26 protein-coding genes are annotated in these 22,864 nt (G+C 67.6%); 20 read left to right on the top strand and 6 right to left on the bottom strand.

What is annotated here, in order from left to right:
• Positions 1 to 132: 132 nt before the first annotated feature.
• From FJU31_RS03815 to parE, 3 genes are all read right to left on the bottom strand, one after another.
• Entirely contained in the window at positions 133 to 1,629 is a 1,497-nt protein-coding gene (locus tag FJU31_RS03815; RefSeq protein ID WP_150453550.1) for a S10 family peptidase, read from the bottom strand.
• Between the two features lie 109 nt (positions 1,630 to 1,738).
• Positions 1,739 to 2,317, bottom strand: a complete 579-nt coding sequence (locus FJU31_RS03810) for a GNAT family N-acetyltransferase (protein ID WP_150453549.1) — start codon at positions 2,315 to 2,317, stop codon at positions 1,739 to 1,741.
• 153 nt (positions 2,318 to 2,470) lie between these two features.
• Positions 2,471 to 4,360: a DNA topoisomerase IV subunit B gene (gene parE, locus FJU31_RS03805; protein WP_150453548.1), complete on the bottom strand. Its 1,890-nt coding sequence runs from the start codon at positions 4,358 to 4,360 to the stop codon at positions 2,471 to 2,473.
• Positions 4,361 to 4,518: 158 nt separating this feature from the next.
• Here parE and FJU31_RS03800 point away from each other — a divergent pair, with 158 nt between their 5' ends.
• The 10 genes from FJU31_RS03800 (at position 4,519) to truD (ending at position 12,425) form a co-directional block, all read left to right on the top strand.
• On the top strand, positions 4,519 to 4,755 hold the full coding sequence (locus FJU31_RS03800; RefSeq protein ID WP_108768460.1) for a hypothetical protein: 237 nt from the start codon (positions 4,519 to 4,521) through the stop codon (positions 4,753 to 4,755).
• Positions 4,756 to 5,153: 398 nt separating this feature from the next.
• Entirely contained in the window at positions 5,154 to 6,818 is a 1,665-nt protein-coding gene (locus FJU31_RS03795) for a CTP synthase (protein WP_150453547.1), read from the top strand.
• Between the two features lie 88 nt (positions 6,819 to 6,906).
• Positions 6,907 to 7,737, top strand: a complete 831-nt coding sequence (gene kdsA / locus FJU31_RS03790; protein WP_079221430.1) for a 3-deoxy-8-phosphooctulonate synthase — start codon at positions 6,907 to 6,909, stop codon at positions 7,735 to 7,737.
• Positions 7,734 to 8,078, top strand: coding sequence for a hypothetical protein (locus FJU31_RS03785; protein ID WP_150453546.1), 345 nt, complete (start codon positions 7,734 to 7,736; stop codon positions 8,076 to 8,078). Before kdsA ends, FJU31_RS03785 begins: the two co-directional genes overlap by 4 nt.
• Positions 8,078 to 8,464 carry a hypothetical protein gene (locus FJU31_RS03780; protein ID WP_150453545.1) on the top strand — a complete coding sequence of 129 codons (387 nt, stop codon included), beginning with the start codon at positions 8,078 to 8,080 and terminating at the stop codon, positions 8,462 to 8,464. Before FJU31_RS03785 ends, FJU31_RS03780 begins: the two co-directional genes overlap by 1 nt.
• A 58-nt stretch (positions 8,465 to 8,522) precedes the next feature.
• Positions 8,523 to 9,815, top strand: coding sequence for a phosphopyruvate hydratase (eno, locus tag FJU31_RS03775; protein WP_079221433.1), 1,293 nt, complete (start codon positions 8,523 to 8,525; stop codon positions 9,813 to 9,815).
• 4 nt (positions 9,816 to 9,819) lie between these two features.
• The gene (gene ftsB / locus FJU31_RS03770) at positions 9,820 to 10,170 is read left to right on the top strand and encodes a cell division protein FtsB (RefSeq protein WP_079221434.1); all 351 of its coding nucleotides are present in this window, start codon (positions 9,820 to 9,822) and stop codon (positions 10,168 to 10,170) included.
• On the top strand, positions 10,167 to 10,865 hold the full coding sequence (ispD, locus tag FJU31_RS03765; RefSeq protein WP_150453544.1) for a 2-C-methyl-D-erythritol 4-phosphate cytidylyltransferase: 699 nt from the start codon (positions 10,167 to 10,169) through the stop codon (positions 10,863 to 10,865). The genes ftsB and ispD overlap by 4 nt, the downstream gene beginning before the upstream one ends.
• Positions 10,866 to 10,899: 34 nt before the next feature.
• Complete coding sequence (gene ispF / locus FJU31_RS03760) at positions 10,900 to 11,397, top strand: 2-C-methyl-D-erythritol 2,4-cyclodiphosphate synthase (protein ID WP_079221436.1); 498 nt, start codon at positions 10,900 to 10,902, stop codon at positions 11,395 to 11,397.
• The gene (gene truD / locus FJU31_RS03755; protein WP_150453543.1) at positions 11,394 to 12,425 is read left to right on the top strand and encodes a tRNA pseudouridine(13) synthase TruD; all 1,032 of its coding nucleotides are present in this window, start codon (positions 11,394 to 11,396) and stop codon (positions 12,423 to 12,425) included. The genes ispF and truD overlap by 4 nt, the downstream gene beginning before the upstream one ends.
• A gap of 166 nt (positions 12,426 to 12,591) precedes the next feature.
• Here the strand turns inward: truD and FJU31_RS03750 are convergent, their stop codons facing one another.
• A complete protein-coding gene (locus tag FJU31_RS03750; protein ID WP_108768465.1) occupies positions 12,592 to 13,131 on the bottom strand; it encodes a Smr/MutS family protein in 540 nt (179 codons plus the stop codon).
• A 209-nt stretch (positions 13,132 to 13,340) separates the two neighbouring features.
• On the opposite strand from FJU31_RS03750, the gene surE reads away from it, so the two are divergent.
• From surE to FJU31_RS03730, 4 genes are read left to right on the top strand one after another with little or no spacing between them, the layout of a single operon-like run.
• On the top strand, positions 13,341 to 14,120 hold the full coding sequence (gene surE / locus FJU31_RS03745; RefSeq protein WP_150453542.1) for a 5'/3'-nucleotidase SurE: 780 nt from the start codon (positions 13,341 to 13,343) through the stop codon (positions 14,118 to 14,120).
• Positions 14,117 to 14,794, top strand: a complete 678-nt coding sequence (locus FJU31_RS03740) for a protein-L-isoaspartate(D-aspartate) O-methyltransferase (RefSeq protein ID WP_150453541.1) — start codon at positions 14,117 to 14,119, stop codon at positions 14,792 to 14,794. Before surE ends, FJU31_RS03740 begins: the two co-directional genes overlap by 4 nt.
• Before the next feature lie 19 nt (positions 14,795 to 14,813).
• The gene (locus tag FJU31_RS03735) at positions 14,814 to 15,428 is read left to right on the top strand and encodes a YqaA family protein (RefSeq protein ID WP_108768468.1); all 615 of its coding nucleotides are present in this window, start codon (positions 14,814 to 14,816) and stop codon (positions 15,426 to 15,428) included.
• Positions 15,425 to 16,216: a peptidoglycan DD-metalloendopeptidase family protein gene (locus FJU31_RS03730; protein WP_150453540.1), complete on the top strand. Its 792-nt coding sequence runs from the start codon at positions 15,425 to 15,427 to the stop codon at positions 16,214 to 16,216. Before FJU31_RS03735 ends, FJU31_RS03730 begins: the two co-directional genes overlap by 4 nt.
• A gap of 237 nt (positions 16,217 to 16,453) precedes the next feature.
• Here FJU31_RS03730 and FJU31_RS03725 read toward each other — a convergent pair whose 3' ends face one another.
• Entirely contained in the window at positions 16,454 to 16,828 is a 375-nt protein-coding gene (locus tag FJU31_RS03725; RefSeq protein ID WP_108768470.1) for an Mth938-like domain-containing protein, read from the bottom strand.
• A 13-nt stretch (positions 16,829 to 16,841) separates the two neighbouring features.
• Positions 16,842 to 17,147, bottom strand: a complete 306-nt coding sequence (gene yhbY / locus FJU31_RS03720) for a ribosome assembly RNA-binding protein YhbY (protein ID WP_150453539.1) — start codon at positions 17,145 to 17,147, stop codon at positions 16,842 to 16,844.
• A gap of 65 nt (positions 17,148 to 17,212) precedes the next feature.
• On the opposite strand from yhbY, the gene rlmE reads away from it, so the two are divergent.
• The 6 genes from rlmE to miaA all read left to right on the top strand — a co-directional run bounded on the left by rlmE (position 17,213) and on the right by miaA (position 22,830).
• Positions 17,213 to 17,845, top strand: a complete 633-nt coding sequence (gene rlmE / locus FJU31_RS03715) for a 23S rRNA (uridine(2552)-2'-O)-methyltransferase RlmE (RefSeq protein WP_150453538.1) — start codon at positions 17,213 to 17,215, stop codon at positions 17,843 to 17,845.
• Positions 17,846 to 17,910: 65 nt separating this feature from the next.
• Positions 17,911 to 19,848 carry an ATP-dependent zinc metalloprotease FtsH gene (gene ftsH / locus FJU31_RS03710; protein WP_174213498.1) on the top strand — a complete coding sequence of 646 codons (1,938 nt, stop codon included), beginning with the start codon at positions 17,911 to 17,913 and terminating at the stop codon, positions 19,846 to 19,848.
• Between the two features lie 102 nt (positions 19,849 to 19,950).
• Positions 19,951 to 20,139 (top strand): hypothetical protein, encoded by a 189-nt coding sequence (locus tag FJU31_RS03705; protein WP_150453537.1) that lies wholly within the window; start codon positions 19,951 to 19,953, stop codon positions 20,137 to 20,139.
• Between the two features lie 222 nt (positions 20,140 to 20,361).
• The gene (locus tag FJU31_RS03700; RefSeq protein WP_150453536.1) at positions 20,362 to 20,865 is read left to right on the top strand and encodes a hypothetical protein; all 504 of its coding nucleotides are present in this window, start codon (positions 20,362 to 20,364) and stop codon (positions 20,863 to 20,865) included.
• Between the two features lie 115 nt (positions 20,866 to 20,980).
• On the top strand, positions 20,981 to 21,877 hold the full coding sequence (folP, locus tag FJU31_RS03695) for a dihydropteroate synthase (protein ID WP_150453535.1): 897 nt from the start codon (positions 20,981 to 20,983) through the stop codon (positions 21,875 to 21,877).
• Positions 21,877 to 22,830: a tRNA (adenosine(37)-N6)-dimethylallyltransferase MiaA gene (miaA, locus tag FJU31_RS03690; RefSeq protein WP_150453534.1), complete on the top strand. Its 954-nt coding sequence runs from the start codon at positions 21,877 to 21,879 to the stop codon at positions 22,828 to 22,830. The genes folP and miaA overlap by 1 nt, the downstream gene beginning before the upstream one ends.
• Positions 22,831 to 22,864 lie beyond the last annotated feature (34 nt).

The raw sequence follows: 22,864 nt of genomic DNA, 5'->3' as shown, positions 1-22,864 counted from the left end.
CGACCAACGGTCGGCACCCACCATCAGCGCCCGGAACCCCGCCATCCCACGGAACCCCGGCTTCTGCGGTTGCCATTGCCGTTGCAGTTGATCCAGCGGGTGCCGGGCCGCAGGCCCGGCCGCCACCACCACTCAGTTGCGCTGGAACAGCGCCTTCACGTCATTCCGGAACGCCGCCTGGCTGTCCGCCCGGCTGTAGAACATATGCCCACCCGGATAGCTGCGCACCTGCACACGATCCGGGTTGCTGCCCATCGTCGGCATCTGGTCCACGGTCAGGATCGAACCCATGAACGGGCACGACAGGTCGTTCCAACCATGCACGATCAGCACCTGCAGGTGCGGGTCGATCGCCACCGCCTGGCGCAGCTGGGTCACCGCCCCCTGGCGCAGCTCGCCACCGCGGTCCCACAGCCGGTTCACGTCGTAGTTCAGCGCCTGGTAGCGCGCATCGACCTTCCAGCCGACCACGCGGGTCACGAAGTCAACCATCGCCGTGGTCGTCGGCGCGATGATGCTGTCCAGCAGCGGATCGTTGGCGCGCTGCTCCGGATCGTTCGGGAACGGATCGAACGCGGTCACGTTCGAATCGTAGCGGCTGCCCAGCGTGCCCTTGTCGCGGAATACCTCGCGCAGGTAGGCCTGGGTTTCCAGGCGGCCACCGGCGCGGCGCACGAACTGCGGGTCCAGCCCGGTCAGCTCGGTCACCCGGCGCAGCATCGCCTCGGTTGCCTGCGGATCGCTGCGGCCCTTCATCAGCGCGGTGGCGTAGTCGCCACGGGTGTATTCGACCACCTCGCGCATCGCCGCATCGGTCAGCTTGCCCTGGCGCTCCAGGTGCGCCGCCGCGATCGACGGCAGCGTCTGCATCCACGCCATCGGCGAGACGTCGGCGTTGTCTTCCAGGGTCGGGCTCAGGTACGGCGACACCAGCACCAGGCCGTTCATTGCCACGCCCAGGCGCGTCTGCAGGTAGTGGGTGATGCGCGGGCCGCGGTAGCCGCCGTAGCTTTCGCCGGTCAGGTACTTGCGCGCGCCCATGCGCTGGTTGCGCAGCAGCCAGTCGTAGATGCTGCGCGACAGGTACTCGATGTCGGCGCTGGGGTTGTACAGCTGCTTCTTCGCTTCGTCATCGCCGATGCGTGCGCGGCTGAAGCCGGTGCCGACCGGATCGATGAACACCAGGTCGGTGAAGTCCAGCCAGGTGCCGGGGTTGTCGTGCAGGGTGGCCGGTGCCGAGGCGCTGTCGCCTTCCGAACCGAAGGTGACCACTTTGGGCCCGATCGCGCCCATGTTGAGGTAGACCGACGATGCGCCGGGGCCGCCGTTGAGGGCGAAGGTCACCGGCCGGTCCTTGCCGGGCATGGTGTAGGCGGTGAACACCACGTCGGCGATCACCTTGCCCTTGTCATCGCGCACCGGCAGGGTGCCGACGGTGGCGGTGTAGTCGAGGGTGCGGCCGGCCAGGCGGATGCTCTGGCGGGCGGAGGCATCGGCCGGCAGCGCGGGCGCCTCGGTCGGGTCGCCCTTCGTGTCGGACTTGGTTTCGGCGGCCGACGCAGTGACGACGGAGGCGGGGGCAACGAGCAGGCCGACGCAGAGCGCGGCGATGTGCAGCAGGGACTTCATGGCACCAGGACGGTAGCGGAAGAGGGCCCTGATGCTAGGCCGCTGCCGCGCGTGCCGGATGTGTCCAAAGGCATGGCCGCGGCGGATGGCGGGCTGCAGCCAGATTCGGTCAAGCGGGCAGGGCGCTGCGGTCGCCATCGTCGGCCAGCAGGCCGTACACCGCCGAATCGGACAGTTCCCCCTGGATGCGCCAGCGCTGGCGCAGCACGCCTTCCAGATGGAAGCCGAGGCGGTCGAGCACGTGCGCGGACGGGCGGTTGCGCGGGTCGATCTCCGCTTCAAGCCGGTGCAGGCCCAGCGTGTCGAACAGATAGGCAACCACCTGCTGCAGCGCCTCGTGCATGTAGCCCTGGCCCTGCTTGCCCGGGGCCAGCAGGTAGCCGATCTCGGCGCGGGCCGCGTCACGGTCCAGGGCGAACACCACGCAGATGCCCAGCAGCGGGCCGTCCAGTGATTCACGCACCGCAAGCTTGAGCTGGGTGCCGGTGGTGTGCGCGGCGAGGTCGTCGTCGATCTGCGCGCGGGCCTCGGTCGGCCGCGTCCATGCCGGATGGTTCCAGAAGCGCATCACCTCCGGATCGGACTGCAGGGCGAACAGAGCGGCCGCATCATCGCGACGGATCGGGCTCAATACAAGGCGCGCGCTGTGCAGCGGCAATCCCGGGAACAGCAGCGAGTGGCTGGCCAATACGAGGGTCCACGCAGAGAGACGCGCATTATGGCGCCGCTGGGTTTGCCGATGCGGGCGTGATGTCTGTAGAGCCGAGCCGATGCTCGGCTGCCCGGCACGGTGCGACATGCAGCCGAGCGTGGGCTCGGCTCTACAGAAGGGCTGCGAGCGTCAGGCTTCCAGCGAAGCCAGGTCGCCCTTGCTCTCCAGCCAGCCCTTGCGATCAGACGCACGCTTCTTGGCCAGCAGCATGTCCATCAGCGAACGGGTCTGTTCGCCGTCATCCACCGTCAGCTGCACCAGGCGGCGCGTATCGGGGTGGATGGTCGACTCGCGCAGCTGCGGCGGATTCATTTCGCCCAGGCCCTTGAAACGGGTGACGTTGACCGCGCCCTTGATCTTCTCGCGTTCGATCTTGTCCAGGATCGAGCGCTTCTCTTCCTCGTCCAGGGCGTAGAACACCTGCTTGCCCACGTCGACGCGGAACAGCGGCGGCATCGCCACGAACACATGGCCGGCATCGACCAGCGCCGGGAAGTGCTTGAGGAACAGCGCGGTCAGCAGGGTAGCGATGTGCAGGCCGTCCGAGTCGGCATCGGCGAGGATGACGACCTTGCCGTAACGCAGGCCGGCGATGTCTTCCTTGCCCGGGTCGCAACCGATGGCCACGGCCAGGTTGTGCACTTCTTCCGAGGCCAGCACGCTGTTGGACGAGACTTCCCAGGTGTTGAGGATCTTGCCGCGCAGCGGCAGGATCGCCTGGAAGTCCTTGTCGCGCGCCTGCTTGGCGCTGCCGCCTGCCGAGTCACCTTCCACCAGGAACAGCTCGGTGCGCGACAGGTCCTGGCTGATGCAGTCGGCCAGCTTGCCGGGCAGGGCCGGGCCCTGGGTGACCTTCTTGCGGACGACCAGCTTCTCGGTCTTCAGGCGCGCACTGGCGCGCTCGATGGCGATCTGCGCGATCTTCTCGCCCAGCTCCACGTTCTGGTTCAGCAGCAGGCTGAAGGCATCGTGGGCGGCGCCTTCGACGAAACCGGCGGCCTGGCGCGAGGACAGGCGTTCCTTGGTCTGGCCACTGAACTGTGGGTCGGTCATCTTCAGCGACAGCACGAACGACACGCGATCCCACACGTCTTCCGGGGCCAGCTTGACGCCGCGCGGCAGCAGGTTTCGGAAGTCGCAGAACTCGCGCAGCGCTTCGGTCAGGCCGGTACGCAGGCCGTTGGCGTGGGTGCCGTGCTGGGCGGTGGGAATCAGGTTGACGTAGCTTTCCTGCACCAGCTCGCCTTCCGGCAGCCAGGCCACGGCCCAGTCAACGATCTCCGTATCCTTCTTCAGGTTGCCGACAAACAGATCGGCCGGCAGCGACTCTCGGTCGCCCAGCTCCATCTTCAGGTAATCGCGCAGGCCGTCTTCGTAATGCCAGGTGTCGACTTCGCCGGTGGCTTCGTCGGTCAGCTTCACGGTCAGGCCCGGGCACAGCACGGCCTTGGCGCGCAGCAGGTGCTTGAGCGCACGCACGGCGAACTTGGGCGTATCGAAGTACTTCGGGTCCGGCCAGAAGCGCAGGCGGGTGCCGGTGTTCTTCTTGCCGACCGTGCCGACCACTTCCAGCGGCGAGGCGCGGTCGCCATCGCGGAAGGTGATGCGATGCTCGGCACCGTCGCGCTTGATGTGGATTTCCACCAGCGTGGACAGTGCGTTGACCACGCTGACGCCCACGCCGTGCAGGCCGCCGGAGAAGGTGTAGTTGTTGTTGTTGAACTTGCCGCCCGCATGCAGGCGGGTCAGGATCAGTTCGACGCCCGGGATCTTCTCTTCCGGATGGATGTCCACCGGCATGCCGCGACCGTCATCGCTGACCTCCACGCTGCCGTCCTTGTACAGGGTGATCTCGATCGAGCGGGCGTGGCCGGCGAGGGCCTCGTCCACCGAGTTGTCGATCACTTCCTGCGCCAGGTGGTTCGGGCGCGCGGTGTCGGTGTACATGCCAGGACGGCGCTTGACCGGGTCAAGGCCGGACAGGACTTCAATATCGGCGGCGTTATAGCGTGCGTTCATCTATCTTCAAAGCGCGGAGCGACGCGCAAGTGTGCGGCGTGGACGGGAATTTTGCACGCCTGCGGTTCAGCCTCGGCGCCGGGGAGGGAGTAAAATGACAGCCGCTGGAATCTGAACGCCGGCGCCCCCATGTCCTAGCCATACGCGAGGAGGACTCCATGAAGAAGTTGCTGACCATTGCGATCCTGGCCGCTGCCGCCGTTGCAGTGCCGCTGGTGATGGCGCAGAACGCAGGCCCGTCGGCCCCGCAGCAGGGTGACCAGGCGGACAAGGCCGCGCAGTCCGAGGCAGATGCCAAGGCCAAGCGCCGCGCCCAGGCCAATGCCGAAATGAAGGCGAAGGGCCAGCCGGTCCCGCAGCAGGAAGAAGAAGAGGAAGCGCGGAAGAAGAAGTAAGGCTTTCGCCGCCGGGGCTTCTGGCGCAAGGCTCTGTCCCCTGAACGCCCCGCACTGCGGGGCGTTTTCTTTTGGTGGTGACGCCATCTGCCCCTTGGGTTGGCGGCCATCTATCTGTAAACTATGGCTTTCCGGGAGTAGTGCGTGTCCACCATTTGCGAATGGGCTGGACCGGCCATGCGTGGCCTCCAGCAATGCGGGTCGCAGGTGACGGTCGAAGTGACCGGCACGGCCGCCCCGACCTCGCACGATGGTCCCCGTCCGGCGCCTGCCGCCGACCGGTCCCGCGCCTCCCTCGCTGCCCCAGCGAACCGGAAAACCCCCTTTCTGCTCCACGCCCGCCCCTCGGGCAGGCGTGGCGCTGCCGTTTTCCATTTCCAGACAGGATGCTTGCAGCCATGACTCCCTTGATTTTCGTAACCGGCGGCGTGGTGTCCTCGCTCGGCAAAGGTATTGCCGCTGCGTCACTGGCCGCCATCCTCGAAGCGCGTGGCCTGAAGGTCACGATGATGAAGCTCGACCCGTACATCAACGTCGACCCGGGCACCATGAGCCCGTTCCAGCACGGTGAGGTCTACGTCACCGACGACGGCGCCGAGACCGACCTCGACCTGGGCCACTACGAGCGCTTCGTGCGTACCCGGCTGAGCCGCAAGAACTCGGTCACCACCGGCCGCATCTACGAGAACGTCATCCGCAAGGAGCGCCGCGGCGACTACCTGGGCGCGACCGTGCAGGTCATCCCGCACATCACCGACGAGATCCGCCGCTGCATCGACGAAGCCACCGAAGGCTACGACGTGGCCCTGGTCGAGATCGGCGGCACCGTGGGTGACATCGAGTCGCTGCCGTTCCTGGAAGCGATCCGCCAGGTGCGCACCGAGCGCGGCCCGGAGAAGGCGCTGTTCATGCACCTTACCTTGGTGCCATACATCGGCGCCGCCGGTGAGCTGAAGACCAAGCCGACCCAGCACTCGGTGAAGGAACTGCGCTCGATCGGCATCCAGCCGGACGTGCTGCTGTGCCGTTCCGAGCAGGCCGTGCCGGATTCGGAGCGCCGCAAGATCGCCCAGTTCACCAACGTCTCCGAGCGCGCCGTCATCAGCGTGCCGGACGTGGACGTGCTGTACCGCATTCCGTCGGGCCTGCATGCGCAGGGCCTGGACGAGATCGTGGTCAACCAGCTGAAGCTGGCCGACAAGGTCGGTCCGGTCGACCTGTCGATGTGGGAGGACGCGGTCGACGCGACCCTGCACCCGCTGGATGAAGTGACCATCGCCGTGGTCGGCAAGTACGTCGACCACCAGGACGCCTACAAGTCGGTCGGCGAAGCCCTCAAGCACGGCGGCCTGCGCCAGCGCACCAAGGTCAACCTGAAGTGGCTGGAAGCGCAGGACCTGGAAGGCACCGACATGGCCGCGCTGGCCGATGTCGACGGCATCCTGGTGCCGGGCGGCTTCGGTGACCGTGGTTTCGAAGGCAAGGTGCTGACCTCGCAGTTCGCCCGCCAGACCAGCGTGCCGTACTTCGGCATCTGCTACGGCATGCAGGCGGCCGTGGTCGACTACGCGCGCCACGTGCTGGGCCTGGAAAACGCCAACAGCACCGAGAACGACCGCCAGTCGCCGGACCCGGTGATCGGCCTGATCACCGAATGGCGCACCTCCACCGGCGATGTCGAGAAGCGTGACGACAAGAGCGACCTCGGCGGCACCATGCGCCTGGGCCTGCAGGAACAGCGCCTGAAGCCGGGCACCCTGGCCCGCGAGCTGTACGGCAAGGACGTGGTTTCCGAGCGTCACCGCCACCGCTACGAGTTCAACAACCGCTACCGCACCCAGCTGGAAGATGCCGGCCTGGTGATCTCGGGCAAGTCGATGGACGACACCCTGGTGGAAGTGGTCGAGCTGCCGCGTGACGCGCACCCGTGGTTCCTGGCCTGCCAGGCGCATCCGGAGTTCCTGTCCACGCCGCGCGATGGACACCCGCTGTTCATTGGTTTCATCCGTGCCGCGCGCGAGCGCAAGGCCGGCGGCGCGCTGCTGGCCGAAGCCCGCGCCTGACTTGTGAAGGGGGGCTTCGGCCCCCATCCTGGATGCTTCAACCCCAGCACGCCGGTCCTGCCGGCGTAGCGGACAACAAGGAAACGCCATGAAACTGTGTGGATTCGAGGTCGGGCTGGACCAGCCCCTGTTCCTGATCGCCGGCCCCTGCGTGATCGAGTCGATGCAGCTGCAGCTCGATACCGCCGGCAAGCTGAAGGAGATCACCGATCGCCTCGGCGTCAACTTCATCTTCAAGTCGAGCTTCGACAAGGCCAACCGTACTTCGGGCACCGCCTTCCGCGGCCCGGGCATGGAAGAAGGCCTCAAGGTGCTGGCCGAAGTGAAGAAGCAGATCGGCGTGCCGGTGCTGACCGACGTGCACGAATACACCCCGATGGACGAAGTGGCCTCGGTGGTGGACGTGCTGCAGACCCCGGCGTTCCTGGTCCGCCAGACCGACTTCATCCGCAAGGTGTGTGCGGCCGGCAAGCCGGTCAACATCAAGAAGGGCCAGTTCCTGGCGCCGTGGGACATGAAGCCGGTCGTCGAGAAGGCCAAGTCCACCGGCAACGAGCAGATCATGGTCTGCGAGCGTGGTGCCAGCTTCGGCTACAACAACCTGGTCAGCGACATGCGTTCGCTGGCGGTGATGCGTGACACCGGCTGCCCGGTAGTGTTCGACGCCACCCATTCGGTGCAGCTGCCGGGCGGGCAGGGCACCAGTTCCGGCGGCCAGCGCGAACACGTGCCGGTGCTGGCGCGTGCCGCAGTGGCGGTGGGCATCTCCGGCCTGTTCGCCGAGACCCACCCGGATCCGTCCAAGGCGCTGTCCGATGGCCCCAACGCGTGGCCGCTGGACCAGATGGAAGCCCTGCTCGAGACCCTGATGGAGCTCGACGCGGTGACCAAGAAGCACGGTTTCTCGCGCTTCGCGTGAGTCTTGACCCGTGGGCGGCGCTGGAAGCCCAGCGTCGCCGGCGCTCCTGGCGGCAGTGGCCGTGGGGGCCGATCGCGCTCGGCATGGCGTTGCTGTCGCTGTCCGGCGCCTTCTTCATCTTCATGCTGGTGGGTGCAGCCATGCGTCCGCCCGGCGATGGTGAGCACCTCGATCTGAAGCCCTATGTGATCGCGCTGGCGCTTGCCGAACTGGTCACGGTCAGTGCGGGTGTCATCGCATCGGTACTGGCCTGGCGCTTGAACCGTGGCAAGGTCACCGCTGCGCTGGCACTGGTGCTGCTGTCGCTGTGGGTCGGCACGCTGTTGCACGACCTGTTCTGATGGATACGGGCGAAGCGCGCCCCGGTGGCTGGCCCTGGGGGCTGATCGCACTGTTGCTGGCGCTGCTCGTCTGGGCCGGGCTGCTCGGGGCTGGACTGGCGTTCTCCGCCAGCATGGGCTCGCCCGGTGATGGCAACCACGGCATGCAGGCCATGCAGTACTGGATTCTGGCCGCTCTGCTTGTGCTCGGTGGCTCCCTGATCGGTTCAGTCGCTGCCATCGTGCTGGCCTGGCGTCTACGGCGCGGACCGGTCTGCGCGACCGTCGCAATGGTGCTGCTGACACTGCTGGTCTCGCTGCTGCTGATCGTGGCGGGGGCTACCCAGGGGCCAGCGCTGGCCGCTGCCGAACACACCATTTGGCAAGCGGCGGGCAGCCGGGGATAATCACGCGGCATTTCACATTTGTCGCATTCCCTCCTCCAGACAGGTTACCGGTCCGCTCATGAGTACGATCCGCAGCATCCACGCCCGTGAAATCCTCGACAGCCGTGGCAACCCCACGCTGGAAGCCGAAGTCATCCTGGAGGACGGTTCGTTCGGTCGCGCCGCGGTTCCCTCCGGCGCCTCGACCGGCACCAAGGAAGCGGTCGAGCTGCGTGACGGCGACAAGACCCGTTACCTGGGCAAGGGCGTGCGCAAGGCCGTCGAGAACGTCAATGGCGCCATCGCCAATGCGCTGAAGGGCTTCGAAGCCGTCGACCAGGCTGGCCTGGACCGTCGCCTGATCGACCTGGACGGCACCGAGAACAAGGGCCGCCTGGGCGCCAACGCGCTGCTGGCCGTGTCGATGGCGGCCGCGCATGCCGCCGCTGCGTCCAGCAAGCAGGCCTTGTGGCAGTACCTGGCCACCAAGACCGGTGCGACCCCGTCGCTGCCGGTGCCGATGATGAACATCATCAACGGCGGCGCACACGCCGACAACAACGTCGACTTCCAGGAATTCATGGTGCTGCCGGTGGGCTTCACCTCGTTCTCCGAAGCGCTGCGCGCCGGTACCGAAATCTTCCATTCGCTGAAGTCCGTGCTGAAGAGCCACGGCCTGAGCACCGCCGTGGGCGACGAAGGCGGCTTCGCGCCGGACTTCCGCAGCAACGTCGAAGCGCTGGACACCATCCTCGAAGCCATCGGCAAGGCCGGCTACACCGCCGGTGAAGACGTGCTGCTGGGCCTGGACGTGGCCTCCAGCGAGTTCTTCGAGAACGGCAAGTACAACCTGGTGGGCGAGAACAAGCGCCTGACCTCCGAGCAGTTCGTCGACTTTCTGGCCGACTGGGCCGCGCAGTACCCGATCATCACGATCGAAGACGGCCTGGCCGAGAACGACTGGGCCGGCTGGAAGCTGCTGACCGACCGCATCGGCAAGAAGGTGCAGCTGGTGGGCGACGACCTGTTCGTCACCAACCCGAAGATCTTCCAGGAAGGGATCGACTCGGGCACCGCCAACGCGATCCTGATCAAGGTCAACCAGATCGGCACCCTGAGCGAAACCCTGGAAGCGATCGCCATGGCCGACCGTGCCGGCTACGCCGCCGTGGTCTCGCACCGGTCGGGCGAAACCGAAGACACCACCATCGCCGACATCTCGGTGGCCACCACCGCCACCCAGATCAAGACCGGCTCGCTGTGCCGCAGCGATCGCGTGGCCAAGTACAACCAGCTGCTGCGCATCGAGGAAGCCCTCGGTGCCAGCGCGCGTTACGCCGGTCGTGACGCGTTCGTGTCGCTGAAGCGCTGAGCCCATGCGCGACTGGCGCTGGCTGCTGTTGCTGCTGGCCCTGCTGCTGGCATGGCTGCAGTACCGTTTCTGGTTCGGCCCGGGCAATTCGGGTGAAGTGATGATGCTCGAAGCCCAGGTCGCCAACCAGGAGCGGGACAATGAAGGTCTGCAGCAGCGCAACGATGCGCTGGCTGCTGAAGTGAAGGACCTGAAGGAAGGCCAGGCCGCCATCGAAGAACGCGCGCGCAGCGAGCTGGGCATGATCAAGCCCGGCGAGAAGTTCTACCGCGTGGTGGAGGATGCGCCGGTCCGTCCGGCGCAGGCTGCACCGGTCGCGGCGCAGGTTGGCGACCACCCGGCGGACGTGCCGTGAGCGCGGCCATCTGGGCGGTCGTCCCGGCTGCTGGGCGCGGCACCCGTTTCGGCGCGCCGCTGCCCAAGCAGTACCTGCAGGCGGGCGGGCAGATCCTGCTTGCCCACGCCCTGGATGCGCTGCTGGCGCACCCGACGGTGGCCGGGGCGATGGTGGTCATCGGCGAGGACGATGCGGATTGGCCGGGCTGGACCGAGTGGTCCGGCAAGCCGGTGCTGACCTGCATCGGCGGTGCGACCCGCGCCGCCTCGGTGCTGGCCGGTCTGCAGGCCCTGCCGGACAGCGTGCGTGCCGACGAGTTCGTGCTGGTGCACGATGCCGCGCGGCCCAACCTGTCGCTGGCCGATCTGGGCCGCCTGCTGGAAGTGGGGCGTGCCGACCCGGTCGGCGCGATTCTCGCTGCGCCCGTGCGCGACACCCTCAAGCGAGCCGGTGACGATGGTGGCATTGATGGCACCGAGCCGCGCGAGCGCCTCTGGCGTGCGTTGACCCCTCAGCTGTTCCGCCGCCACCAGCTGGTCCGCGCGCTGGCCGCTGCGGCCGCCAGCGGTGTCGAGGTCACCGACGAAGCCATGGCCATGGAGCGCCAGGGCCAGCGACCGCTGCTGGTGGAAGGCAGCGAGGACAATTTCAAGGTCACCACCCCGGCCGACCTCGACCGTTTCGAATTCGTACTTTCCCGCCGCGCCGGCTGATCGCCCGCGCGGCCCTGCTGCAAGGGTTGCATCCATGAGCACAGCTCCGTTCCCGCCCGTCCGTATCGGCCAGGGCTACGACGTCCATGCCTTCGGTGAAGGCGACCACATCATGCTCGGCGGCATCCGCGTGGCGCACAGCTGCGGCGTGCTTGCGCACAGCGATGGCGACGTCATACTGCACGCACTGTGCGATGCCATGCTCGGTGCGATCGCACTGGGCGACATCGGCCAGCATTTCCCGCCCAGCGACGACCGCTGGAAGGGCGCGGACAGCAGTGATTTCGTCCGCCATTGCGACAGCCTGCTGCGCGAGCGTGGCTGGCGCGTCGGCAATACCGACATCACGGTCATCTGCGAGCGGCCCAAGGTCGGCCCACATGCACTGGCGATGCGCGAGCGCATCGGCGGCCTGCTGCAGCTGCCGCTGGACGCGGTCAGCGTCAAGGCTACCACCTCGGAGAAGCTCGGCTTCACCGGCCGTGGCGAAGGCATTGCCGCGCAGGCCGTGGTCCTGCTGGTGGCGGCATGATTCCGTTGCCGCTGGCCTTTGGTGCGCCGCTGCTGAGCGCGCGCATCCGCGCCACCCCGGAGGATTTCCAGGTCGACGAACTGCCGTCCTTCGAAGCTACTGGTGAAGGCGAGCACCTGCTGCTGCACATCCGCAAGCGCGGCGCCAATACGGTGCACGTGGCCAAGGTGCTGGCGAAGTGGGCCGGCCTGCCGGAAATGGGCGTCAGCTACGCCGGCATGAAGGACCGCAACGCGGTCACCACCCAGCGTTTCAGCGTGCACCTGCCCAAGCGCATCGCCCCGGACCTGGCCACGCTGGCCAGCGACGAGATCGAAGTGCTCGAGGCCACCTGGCACAACCGCAAGCTGCAGCGCGGTGCGCTGGCCGGCAACCGCTTCAAGCTGGTGCTGCGCGACGTGCAGGGCGATGCCGCGGCCATCGATGAGCGCCTGCAGCAGATCGCCACGCGCGGCCTGCCGAACTGGTTCGGCGAACAGCGTTTCGGTCGCGACGGTGGCAACGTGCCGGCGGCGTTGGCGATGTTCGGTGGCCGGCGCATGCGCCAGGACCAGCGTTCGCTGCTGCTGTCGGCTGCCCGCTCGGAGCTGTTCAACCGCGTGCTGGCCGCGCGGGTGGAGCAGGGCAGCTGGGACCAGCCGCTGGACGGCGAGGTGTGGATGCTCGATGGCAGCCGCAGCGTGTTCGGTCCCGAGCCGTACACCGATGTTCTGGCCGAGCGCCTGGCCCGCTTCGACATCCACCCCAGCGCGCCGCTGTGGGGCGAGGGCGAGCTGCGCAGCACCGACGCCGCCCGCGCGCTGGAACTGGCCGCGCTGGACGATGAGGAATCGCACGCGCTGCGCACCGGCCTGGAGGGCGCGCGCCTGAAGCAGGAACGCCGCGCCCTGCGCCTGCGTCCGGCCCTGCTGCAGCACCAGTGGCTGGCCACGGACGTGCTGGAGCTGTCGTTCGCTCTGCCACCGGGCTGCTACGCCACCGCCGTGCTGCACGAACTCGGCCCTGTCGAAGACGCCTCGCAGGCCTGACGGGACAGGTTCGGGGCGGGGGGGGGTAGAGTCGACTGTCAGTCGACTATCGCGCGCAACGCGGGCTTTTCGCGCGCTGCCGCTAGAAGCAGTCGACTAACAGTCGACTCTACCGGGCCGGTCGCCGCCGGGTTGGTCAACGCCGGGTTGGTCGCCGCCGGGTTCGTCAACGCCGTGCCAGCAGCACCAGCACTGCGCCGGTGCCGCCCTGGCCGGTCGGTGCCGAGTGGAACGCGAGCACGTCGTTACGCAGCCGCAGCAGTCGGTCGACCAGGTTCTTCAACACCGGTGCGCCGCCATCGGACTGCAGGCCCTTGCCGTGGATGATGCGCACGCAGCCGTACTCGTGCGCGTGTGCTTCCAGCAGGAACTGGCGCAGCAGCGTTTCGGCCTGCGCGGCGGTGGCGCCGTGCAGGTCCAGCTCGTCCTGTACCGAATACTGGCCGCGCTTCAGGCGCTGGAACATCCGCGGCGGCAGGTTGTCGCGGCGGTAGCTGGCGGTGTCGCCGGCCTCCAGCGGGCTGCTGTCGCGCAGCAGGCGGGCGAACTCGCCCGCGGCCTCGGCTTCGTCGCGTTCGGCCATGCGCGCGCGCGGCTTCGGTTTCGGCGCGGACGGTGCCGGCTCGACCTCCTTGCGCAGCGGCTTCACTTCGCCGATGGCCGAGCGGAACAGGGCGGCCGGATCTTCATCTTCAGGGTGCGACATGCGCACAGGGTAAACCGCCCGCGCGGGTCTGCCTATGTCGATTCGATGACGCGCATCACCACGGGCAGGGTAGGACCGGCGGCCCGCTTGCGGCACAATACCCGACGCACTTGCGCGATCGCCGGTTCCCGAGAGGGGCGCGGCCGGTCCCGCCCACGCGACAAGGTGACGGAATCGAATTCTTGGAAAATCAAGCGGTTAAATCGAAGATGCGCATCCTGGTCAGTAACGATGATGGCGTCGACGCCGCAGGCATCCGGATGCTTGCCGCTGTGCTGCGCGAGGCCGGCCATGAAGTGACGGTGGTCGCCCCCGACCGCGATCGTTCCGGTGCCAGCAATTCATTGACGCTGGACCTGCCGATCCGGCTCAAGCGCATCGACCACTACACCGTCTCGGTGGCCGGTACACCGACCGACTGCGTGCACCTGGCACTGACCGGCCTGCTCGAATTCGAGCCCGACATTGTCGTTTCCGGCATCAACAACGCCGCCAACCTTGGCGATGACGTCATCTATTCGGGCACCGTCTCGGCGGCGATGGAAGGTCGCTTCCTTGGCCTGCCGGCGGTGGCCGTGTCGCTGGTCACCCGCAACCACGACCCGAAGCACTTTGAGACCGCCGCGCGTGCCGCGGTGGAGATCGTCGCCCGGCTGAAGGCCGATCCGCTGCCGGCCGACACCATCCTCAACGTCAACGTGCCCGACCTGCCGTGGAGTGAGGTCAAGGGCTTCGAAGTGACCCGCCTGGGCAACCGCCATCGCGCCGAAGGCTGCATCGCGCAGAAGGACCCGCGCGGCAACGAGGTGTACTGGATCGGCCCGGCTGGCCGCGAGCAGGATTCCGGCCCCGGCACCGATTTCCATGCGGTCCGCACCGGCCATATCTCGATCACCCCCATCCAGGTCGACCTTACCCGCTACCAGGCCCTGGAGAAGGTGGCCAGCTGGGTCGGTGGCCTCAGCGCCGCGCTGGACCAGCCGGCATGAGCCCGCGCCTGCGCCTGCAACCGGAAGCCGTCGGCATCGGCATGACTTCGCAGCGCGTGCGCGACCGCCTGGTCGACCGCCTGCGCGAAGCCGGCATCGTCGACGAGTCCACGCTGAACGCGATCCGGGTGGTGCCGCGCCATCTGTTCATCGACGAGGCCCTGGCCTCGCGCGCCTACGAAGACACCGCGCTGCCGATCGGCCATGGCCAGACCATCTCCCAGCCGTGGGTGGTGGCGCGGATGACCGAAGCGGTGCTGCAGGTCGCGCCGAAGAAGGTGCTGGAAGTAGGCACCGGTTCGGGCTACCAGGCCGCCGTGCTCGGCGCCGTGGGCCTGGAGGTCTACACCGTCGAGCGCATCGGCGATCTGCTGCGGCAGGCGCGCAAGCGCTTCCGTGCGCTGGGCATGAACATCCGCACCAAGCATGACGACGGCCGGGTCGGCTGGGCCGAACACGGTCCCTTCGATGCGCTGGTGGTCACTGCCGCGGCACCGGCCCTGGTCGATGCCCTGGTCGAGCAGCTGGCGGTCGGCGGGCGCCTGGTGGCGCCGGTGGGTGGCCCGGGCGGCCAGTCGCTGGTGCAGCTGGACCGCAGGGAAGACGGCAGCATCGAACAACGCGTGCTGGCACCGGTCACGTTCGTGCCGCTGCTGTCTGGCATGCTCGATTGAATCCACGGAGCAGGGTTGCATGAAGATTTTCGGGCCGCTGTACGAGCGGGCGATGAAGTGGGCGGCGCACGAACGCGCGCCGACCTACCTCACGGTATTGAGTTTCTTCGAAGCCATCATCTTCCCGGTCATGCCGGAAGTGATGCTGGCGCCGATGTGCGTGGCCCAGCCCAAGCGCGGCTGGTGGTTCGCCACGCTCAGCCTGGCCGGCTCCATGGTCGGTGCGGTGGTCGGCTATGCGCTGGGTCATTTCGCGTTCGAAGCGATCAAGCCGCTGTTCGAGGCGCTGGGGATGCTGCCGGCCATCGAGCAGGGCATCGCCACGGTGCAGGCCAAGATGGCCGAGTCGCCGTGGGCGGTGTTCACCTTCCTGGTGCTGGGCGGCTTCATGCCCATCCCGATGAAGGTCTTCACGTGGGCTTCGGGTATCGTCGGCGTGCCGATGCCACAGTACCTGCTGAGCATGTTGATCGGCCGCGGCAAGCGCGTGTACGTGCTGGCCGCGGTCATCCGCATCGGCGGTGCGCGTGCCGAAGCGGCGCTGCGTCGCTGGATTGAACCGCTGGGCTGGATCGCCACCGTGCTGGTGGTGGGGCTGGTTGCCTGGCTTGTATGGAGGTCGAAGTTCGCATGAGTGCAGATCGTCTGAGCAAGGGAGTGCGCATCGGCGCGCTGGCGTTGCTGGTATCCACCCTGGCCGCCTGTGGCACCGCCACCGTCGTCCGCCCCGGCGGCAGCAGCGGTGGCAGCACTGTCAGAACGCCGAAGGCCTCGGTGCCCAAGCCCGGGCAGACCGTGGTCGTGCGCAAGGGCGACACGATCTATGCGCTGGCCCGCATCCATGACATCACTCCGGCCGACCTGATCGCCTGGAACCGCCTGGACAACCCGTCGCAGATCTATCCGGGCCAGGTGATCCGCCTGTACCCGGCCGGTGCCACCGGCGGCCGCGCGCCGACCACGGTAGTGACCCCGCCGCGCGGCACCGCAGGCACGGCAACCCCGGCACCTGCGCCGGTGGCGACCGCCCCGGTCGGCCCGGTGAAGAGCAACATCGACTGGCGCTGGCCGGTCGATGGCGCGATCATCGGCCGCTACGTGGCCGGTGACGCGACCAAGCAGGGCGTGGACATCGCCGGCACCAGCGGCGCGGCCGTGCGCGCCACCGCCAACGGCGTGGTGGTGTATTCCGGTGCCGGCCTGGTCGGCTACGGCGAGCTGATCATCATCAAGCACAGCGACCAGTGGCTGTCGGCCTATGGCCACAACCGCAAGCGCCTGGTCAATGAAGGGCAGAACGTCAAGGCGGGCGAGCAGATCGCCGAGATGGGTCGTACCGGCGCCGACCGCGACATGCTGCACTTCGAGATCCGCTACAACGGCAAGCCGGTCGACCCGCAGCAGTATCTGCCTGCGCGCTAGCGCAGGCAGATACGGGTAGCGCCGGGCCACGCCCGGCGGGATGGATTTGCGCCGCGATGCGGCGCCGCCCGAGCATCGGCTCGGGCGCTACAGACAGACTGCAATCCTTCACCTGTAGAGCCGAGCCGATGCTCGGCTGCGCTTCGCGGGCAAACAAAAACGCCCGAGCATCGGCTCGGGCGCTACAGGCAACCTGCAAACCACGGTAGCACCGGGCCACGCCCGGCGGCTATTGTCTCAACCTTCCAGAATGAAGGCGGCGGCGACCTTGCGGCCTTCGCCGGCAAGGATGTTGAACGTGCGCGCGGCGGCCGGGTTGTTCATCACTTCCAGGCCGATGCCACGCGACAGGCAGGCGGCCATCACAGCGGCCGGCGGAAACACCTGGCGGTCGCCGGTGCCCAGTACGATCAGCGCCGGATTCAGCGCAAGAATCGCTTCGATGTCGGCCAGCTGCAGGTCGGCGGCCTGGCGCACCGGCCACTGCGCGACCAGCTGGTCGGGGGTCAGGAAGAAGCTCTGCCCCAGCACCTGGTCGTTGACCTTGGCCGAGCGGCCGTCGGCTGCGCGCAGGCTGTAGGCGTAATCGGGCGGTTCGTGGTTCAGCTGCATGGGGGCAGGGCGATCAGCCGCGCGGCAGCACGATCTGGCGCTGTTCCCTGCTCGGGCGGTACAGCACGGCAACGTGGCCGATGCGCTGCACCAGCGCCGCCTCGGTGGCTTCGACGATCTCGGCGATCATCGCGTCACGGGCGTCGCGGTCCTCGGCGGCAACCTTCACCTTGACCAGTTCGTGGCGTTCCAGGACTTCGTTCAGCTCGGCGATGAAGGCCGGCGTGATGCCCTTGCCGCCGGTCTGCAGCAGGGCCTTGAGGTCGTGGGCGTGGCCGCGCAGGAAACGGGTCTGGGAGGCGGTCAGTGCGATGGACATGCAGTAAAAGGCGGTTGAATGGGGCGATCAGGGTATCATGACGACCCCATCAGCCCCTATTTCCAATGGCCACCCGTAGCAAAAGCAGCCAGCGCTGGCTCAAGGAACACTTCTCCGACCCCTTCGTGAAGAAGGCGCAGGCCGAAGGCATGCGCTCGCGCGCGGCCTACAAGCTCGAGGAGCTGCTCGAACGTGACCGTCTGCTGAAGCCGCACATGGCGGTCGTCGACCTCGGCGCGGCCCCAGGTGGTTGGTCTCAGCAGGTCCGGAGACAGATGGGCGACACCGGCCGCGTGCTCGCGCTGGATATCCTGGACATGCCGCCGTTGGCCGGCGTGGAGTTCCTTCACGGTGACTTCAGGGAAGAAACCGTCCTATCGCAGTTTGAAGCCATGCTCGGGGATCAGCCGGTAGACCTTGTGCTGTCGGACATGGCCCCCAATAAGAGTGGTGTGGGCGCGGTCGACCAGCCGCGGATGATGCACCTGGCCGAGCTTGCGCTGGACTTCGCCGACAACCACCTCAAGACCGGTGGGGCGTTCCTGATCAAGCTGTTCCAGGGTGAAGGCTTTGACGACTACGTGCGCGAGATGCGCCGCCGGTACGACAAGGTTTCCATCCGCAAGCCGGAAGCATCGCGCAAGCGCTCGCCCGAGGTGTATGCCTTGGGACAGGGAAAACGCGCCCACATGAAGTAAGCTCGCCGAGCACGCTCGACCCCAACGCAAGACCCGCACTGAGAGGAACGCCGGAGCCAATGAGGATGAACGACTTGACCAAGAACCTCCTGCTATGGGTGGTCGTCGCCGTCGTGCTGATGGTGGTCTTCCAGAGCTTCTCGCCCAAGTCCTCCGGGGCCGGGGCGCAGGGCGCGACCTATTCGCAGTTCCTGGACCAGGTGGACAGCGGCAACGTGCAGAAGGTCACCTTCGGTGGCGATTCGCGCGGCCTGACCAACCAGCTCACCTACACCACCCGTGGCGGCCAGACGGCCACCATCGCCGCGCCGGCTGATCGCGACCTGATCAACGTGCTGCGCACCAAGAACGTGGACATCGTGCAGGAAGAGCCGTCCAGCGGCATTTCCTTCGCGGCCATCCTGATGAACTTCCTGCCGGTCATCCTGATCATCGGCTTCTGGCTGTTCATCATGCGCCAGATGCAGGGCGGTGGCGGCGGTGCCAAGGGCGCGATGTCCTTCGGCAAGTCGCGCGCCAAGCTGCAGGGCGAGGACCAGATCAAGGTCACCTTCGCCGACGTCGCCGGCTGCGACGAGGCCAAGGAAGAAGTGGGCGAACTGGTCGACTTCCTGCGCGACCCGTCCAAGTTCACCAAGCTGGGTGGCAAGATTCCGCGCGGCGTGCTGATGGTGGGCCCGCCGGGTACCGGCAAGACGCTGCTGGCCAAGGCCATCGCCGGCGAAGCCAAGGTGCCGTTCTTCTCGATCTCCGGTTCGGACTTCGTGGAGATGTTCGTCGGCGTCGGCGCCAGCCGCGTCCGCGACATGTTCGAGCAGGCCAAGAAGCACGCGCCGTGCATCATCTTCATCGACGAAATCGACGCCGTCGGTCGCCACCGTGGCGCCGGCCTGGGCGGCGGTCATGACGAACGCGAGCAGACCCTGAACCAGCTGCTGGTTGAAATGGACGGCTTCGAGGGTGGTGAGGGCGTGATCGTCATCGCCGCGACCAACCGTCCGGACGTGCTGGACCCGGCGCTGCTGCGCCCGGGCCGTTTCGACCGCCAGGTCGTGGTCGGCCTGCCGGACGTGAAGGGCCGCGAGCACATCCTGAAGGTGCACATGCGCAAGCTGCCGCTGGCCGACGACGTCGAGCCGATGGTGATCGCGCGTGGTACGCCGGGCTTCTCCGGCGCCGACCTGGCCAACCTCTGCAACGAGGCGGCCCTGTTCGCCGCGCGTGGCAACGAGAAGGAAGTCCGCATGGACCACTTCGACCGTGCGCGCGACAAGATCCTGATGGGGGCCGAGCGCCGCTCGATGGCCATGAGCGAGGAAGAGAAGACCCTGACCGCTTACCACGAGGCAGGCCACGCCATCGTTGGCCGTCTGGTGCCCGAGCACGACCCGGTTTACAAAGTGACGATCATTCCGCGCGGTCGTGCGCTGGGTGTGACCATGTATCTGCCGGAAGGTGACAAATACTCGATGAACCGCGTGGCGATCAAGTCGCAGCTGTGCTCGCTGTACGGCGGTCGGGTCGCCGAGGAGCTGATCTTCGGCGCTGACAAGGTCACCACCGGTGCGTCCAACGACATCGAGCGTGCCACCAAGATGGCCCGCAACATGGTCACCAAGTGGGGTCTGTCGGATCAGCTCGGCCCGATCGCCTATGGCGAAGAGGATGACGAGGTGTTCCTGGGCCGTTCGGTCACCCAGCACAAGAGCGTGTCCAACGACACCGCGCGCCGCATCGACGAGGAAGTGCGCAACATCCTCGACGAGGCCTACGCACGCACCACCGAGCTGATGACCGCCAACCTGGACAAGCTGCACGCGATGTCGCAGCTGCTGCTGCAGTACGAGACCATCGACGCGCCGCAGATCGACGCCATCATGGAAGGCCGCGATCCGCCGCCGCCGGCGGGCTGGAACAAGTCCAACAAAGACGGTGGTGGCAACGACAAGGGCGGCGACGCCCGCCCGCTGCCGCCCATCGCCGGCCCGGCCGAGTCGCACTGACGGCCCGCCATTGCTGATCGCAGACGAGGCCGGGGAAACCCGGCCTCGTTGTTTGCGGGCCGCGAGGCCCCACTGAATTCACCGCCTTACGCTGGAGCCCGCATGTCCGTTCCCCCGCCGCAACCGATCTCCCATACCGTTGAAATGGTCATCGCGACCATCGTCGGTGTCGCCGTGGGCCTGAGCGTGGACAACCTGCTGCTGGGCTGTGGCGTCGGCATCGCCGTCGGCATCCTGCTGAGCATCATCAAGACGCTGTACGTGGACCGGAAGCGCCGCCGGCTGCGTTGAGGGTTTTCTCTCGGCAAGGCTGCGCCCTGCCTCTGACAGATTCCTGCAACTGTTGGTGGGTGCCGACCGTTGGTCGGCACGGCTTTCGGTAGGTGTCGATCTTGGTCGACACGGTAGATCCACGCCATGCGTGGATGAGGCCTTGCGCGATGCCTCTGTTGCGCGTCAGGATGCGCCACCACGGCCGCCATAGGGGGAGGCCGGGTTTACAGGGGGAACGCCATGAAACTGCTGCTTCCGCTTGCCCTCGCAGGGCTGGCGACCGTTGTCCTGCCCGCTGCCGCCGCTGAGATCCGCGTCGTGCAGCCGGTGCCTTTCGCTGAATCAGCGATCATCGCCGACGCCATCAAGAGCGAATGCACCATCGGTGCCACATTGGCGCAGTCGCTCGCCAGCAATGCCGCCCGCCACGGCAGCACCCTGGTGTCCGGGCCGGTGGGCGCCGACAGCGGCAATGGGCGCTCGTTGAGGCTGGAGCTGGTCGAAGCGCAGAGCGCAGGCAACGCCTTTGTCGGGCACTTCAAGTCTGCCGCGGTGCGTGGTGTCCTGTTCGAGGATGGCCACCAGGTTGCGACGGTCACCGCAAGGCGGATCTCCCGCGGGGGCGCCTTTGCTGGCTTCAAGGGCTCGTGCACGGTGCTCGACCGCACCGTCAATGCGATCGGCGAAGATCTGGCCGCCTGGCTGGCTGCACCGACGGACAACGCGCGCCTGGGCGACTTCTGATCGGGGCGGAACTGCCGTATCCGGTTTCGGTGCCGGCGCCCAGCCGGCACCACCCCTGGATGCAGCGTGCGGCCCTGCGGACTTAAACTAACCGCCGTTGCCCGCAGGATCACCCATGTTCGATATCTCCCCCCAGCTCGACTGCGCCGGCCGCATCCTGCGCCTGGACCGTGCCCGGGTCATGGGCATCCTCAATGTCACCCCGGATTCGTTCTCCGATGGTGGCGCCCATGACAGCACCGACGCGGCCGTGGCCCATGGCCTGAAGCTGGTGGAGGAGGGCGCCGACCTGCTCGACATCGGTGGCGAGTCCACCCGCCCGGGCGCCGCGCCGGTGTCGGTGGAAGAAGAACTGCAGCGCGTGCTGCCGGTGATCGAACAGCTCGCTGCCCGCACCACCGTGCCGATCAGCATCGACACCTTCAAGCCGGAGGTGATGCGCGCGGCCGTGGCGGCCGGCGCCGGCATGATCAACGACATCTTCGGCCTGCGCCAGGACGGCGCGCTCGCCGCGGCTGCCGACACCGGCGTGCCGGTGGTGCTGATGCACATGCAGGGCGAACCGGGACACATGCAGGCCGACCCGCATTACGACGACGTGGTGGCCGAGGTCCATGGCTTCCTCGTGCAGCGCCTGTTCGCCGCCGAAATGGCCGGCATCGCCAGGAAGAATCTGCTGATCGACCTGGGCTTCGGTTTCGGCAAGACAACGGCCCACAACATGACCCTGCTGGCCCGGTCCGAGCGTTTCTTGGAACTGGGCGTGCCGATGCTGGCCGGCCTGTCGCGCAAGCGCAGCTTGGGCGAGCTCACTGGCCGTGCGGTGGCGACCGAGCGCGTGGCGTCGTCGGTGGCTGCGCACCTGATCGCCGTCCAGCGCGGCGCCCGCATCGTGCGCGTGCACGACGTGGCCGCCACAGTCGATGCATTGAAGATCTGGGAGGCCGTGGATGCGGTCCCCGCGCTCCACGCCGATGCCGGCCCGTCGATCCGCTGGCCGGACGAAGACTGATGGCTGTCGACCAGCGTCCGCTGGCGATCGCGGTGATGGGCCCGACCGCCAGTGGCAAGACCGCCACGGCGATCCGCCTGGCCCAGGCGTTGGACGGCGAGATCGTCAGCGTCGATTCGGCGCTGGTCTACCGCGGCCTGGACATCGGTTCGGCCAAGCCCGACGCCGCTGAGCGCGCGCAGGCGCCGCACCATCTGCTGGATCTGCGCGATCCCTGGCAGACCTATTCGGCGGCCGAGTTCGCCGCCGATGCCGGCCGCGTGGTGGCCGACATCGTCGCCCGCGGCAAGACCCCGATCCTGGCTGGCGGCACCGGGCTGTATTTCCGCGCCCTGTTGCAGGGGCTCTCGCCGATGCCTGAGGCCGACCCGGCAATGCGCGAGGTGCTCAGTGCCGAGGCCGCCGAGCGAGGCTGGGCTGCCCTGCACGCCGAGCTGGCCCAGGTCGACCCTGCCGCCGCCGCACGCATCCACGCCACCGACCCGCAGCGGATCCAGCGGGCGCTGGAGGTCTACCGGCTGACCGGCACCCCGATCACCGAATGGCAGCGCCGCCCCGGGGTGGCGCGGTTGCCGGTGCGGACCCTGAAGCTGATCCTGGCGCCGCGCGACCGGGCGGTGCTGCACCAGCGTATCGAGGCCCGCTTCGACGCCATGCTGGGGCAGGGCTTCTTGGACGAGGTGCGCGCCCTGCGGGCGCTGCCGCAGATGGCGGCCGTGCCCGCGCCGTTGGACCTGCCGGCGGTGCGCGCGGTCGGCTACCGCCAGGCCTGGGAATTCCTGGACGCGCAGGGCGACGCCGCCCGCTTCCGTGACAAGGCCATTTTCGCCACCCGGCAGCTGGCCAAGCGCCAGCTGACCTGGCTGCGTGGCGAGCTTGATGCCCGCTGGTTCGACCCCCATATCGACCACGAGCGCCTGGCCAGCGCGGTGTCGACCTTCGTCGCACGCTGAACCACCGCCGGCCGTGTACCATCATGGGTCGGCG

This window comes from Stenotrophomonas cyclobalanopsidis (assembly GCF_008710035.1).
Lineage (GTDB): Bacteria > Pseudomonadota > Gammaproteobacteria > Xanthomonadales > Xanthomonadaceae > Stenotrophomonas > Stenotrophomonas cyclobalanopsidis.
This window is presented reverse-complemented; position numbering and strand designations above follow the sequence as displayed.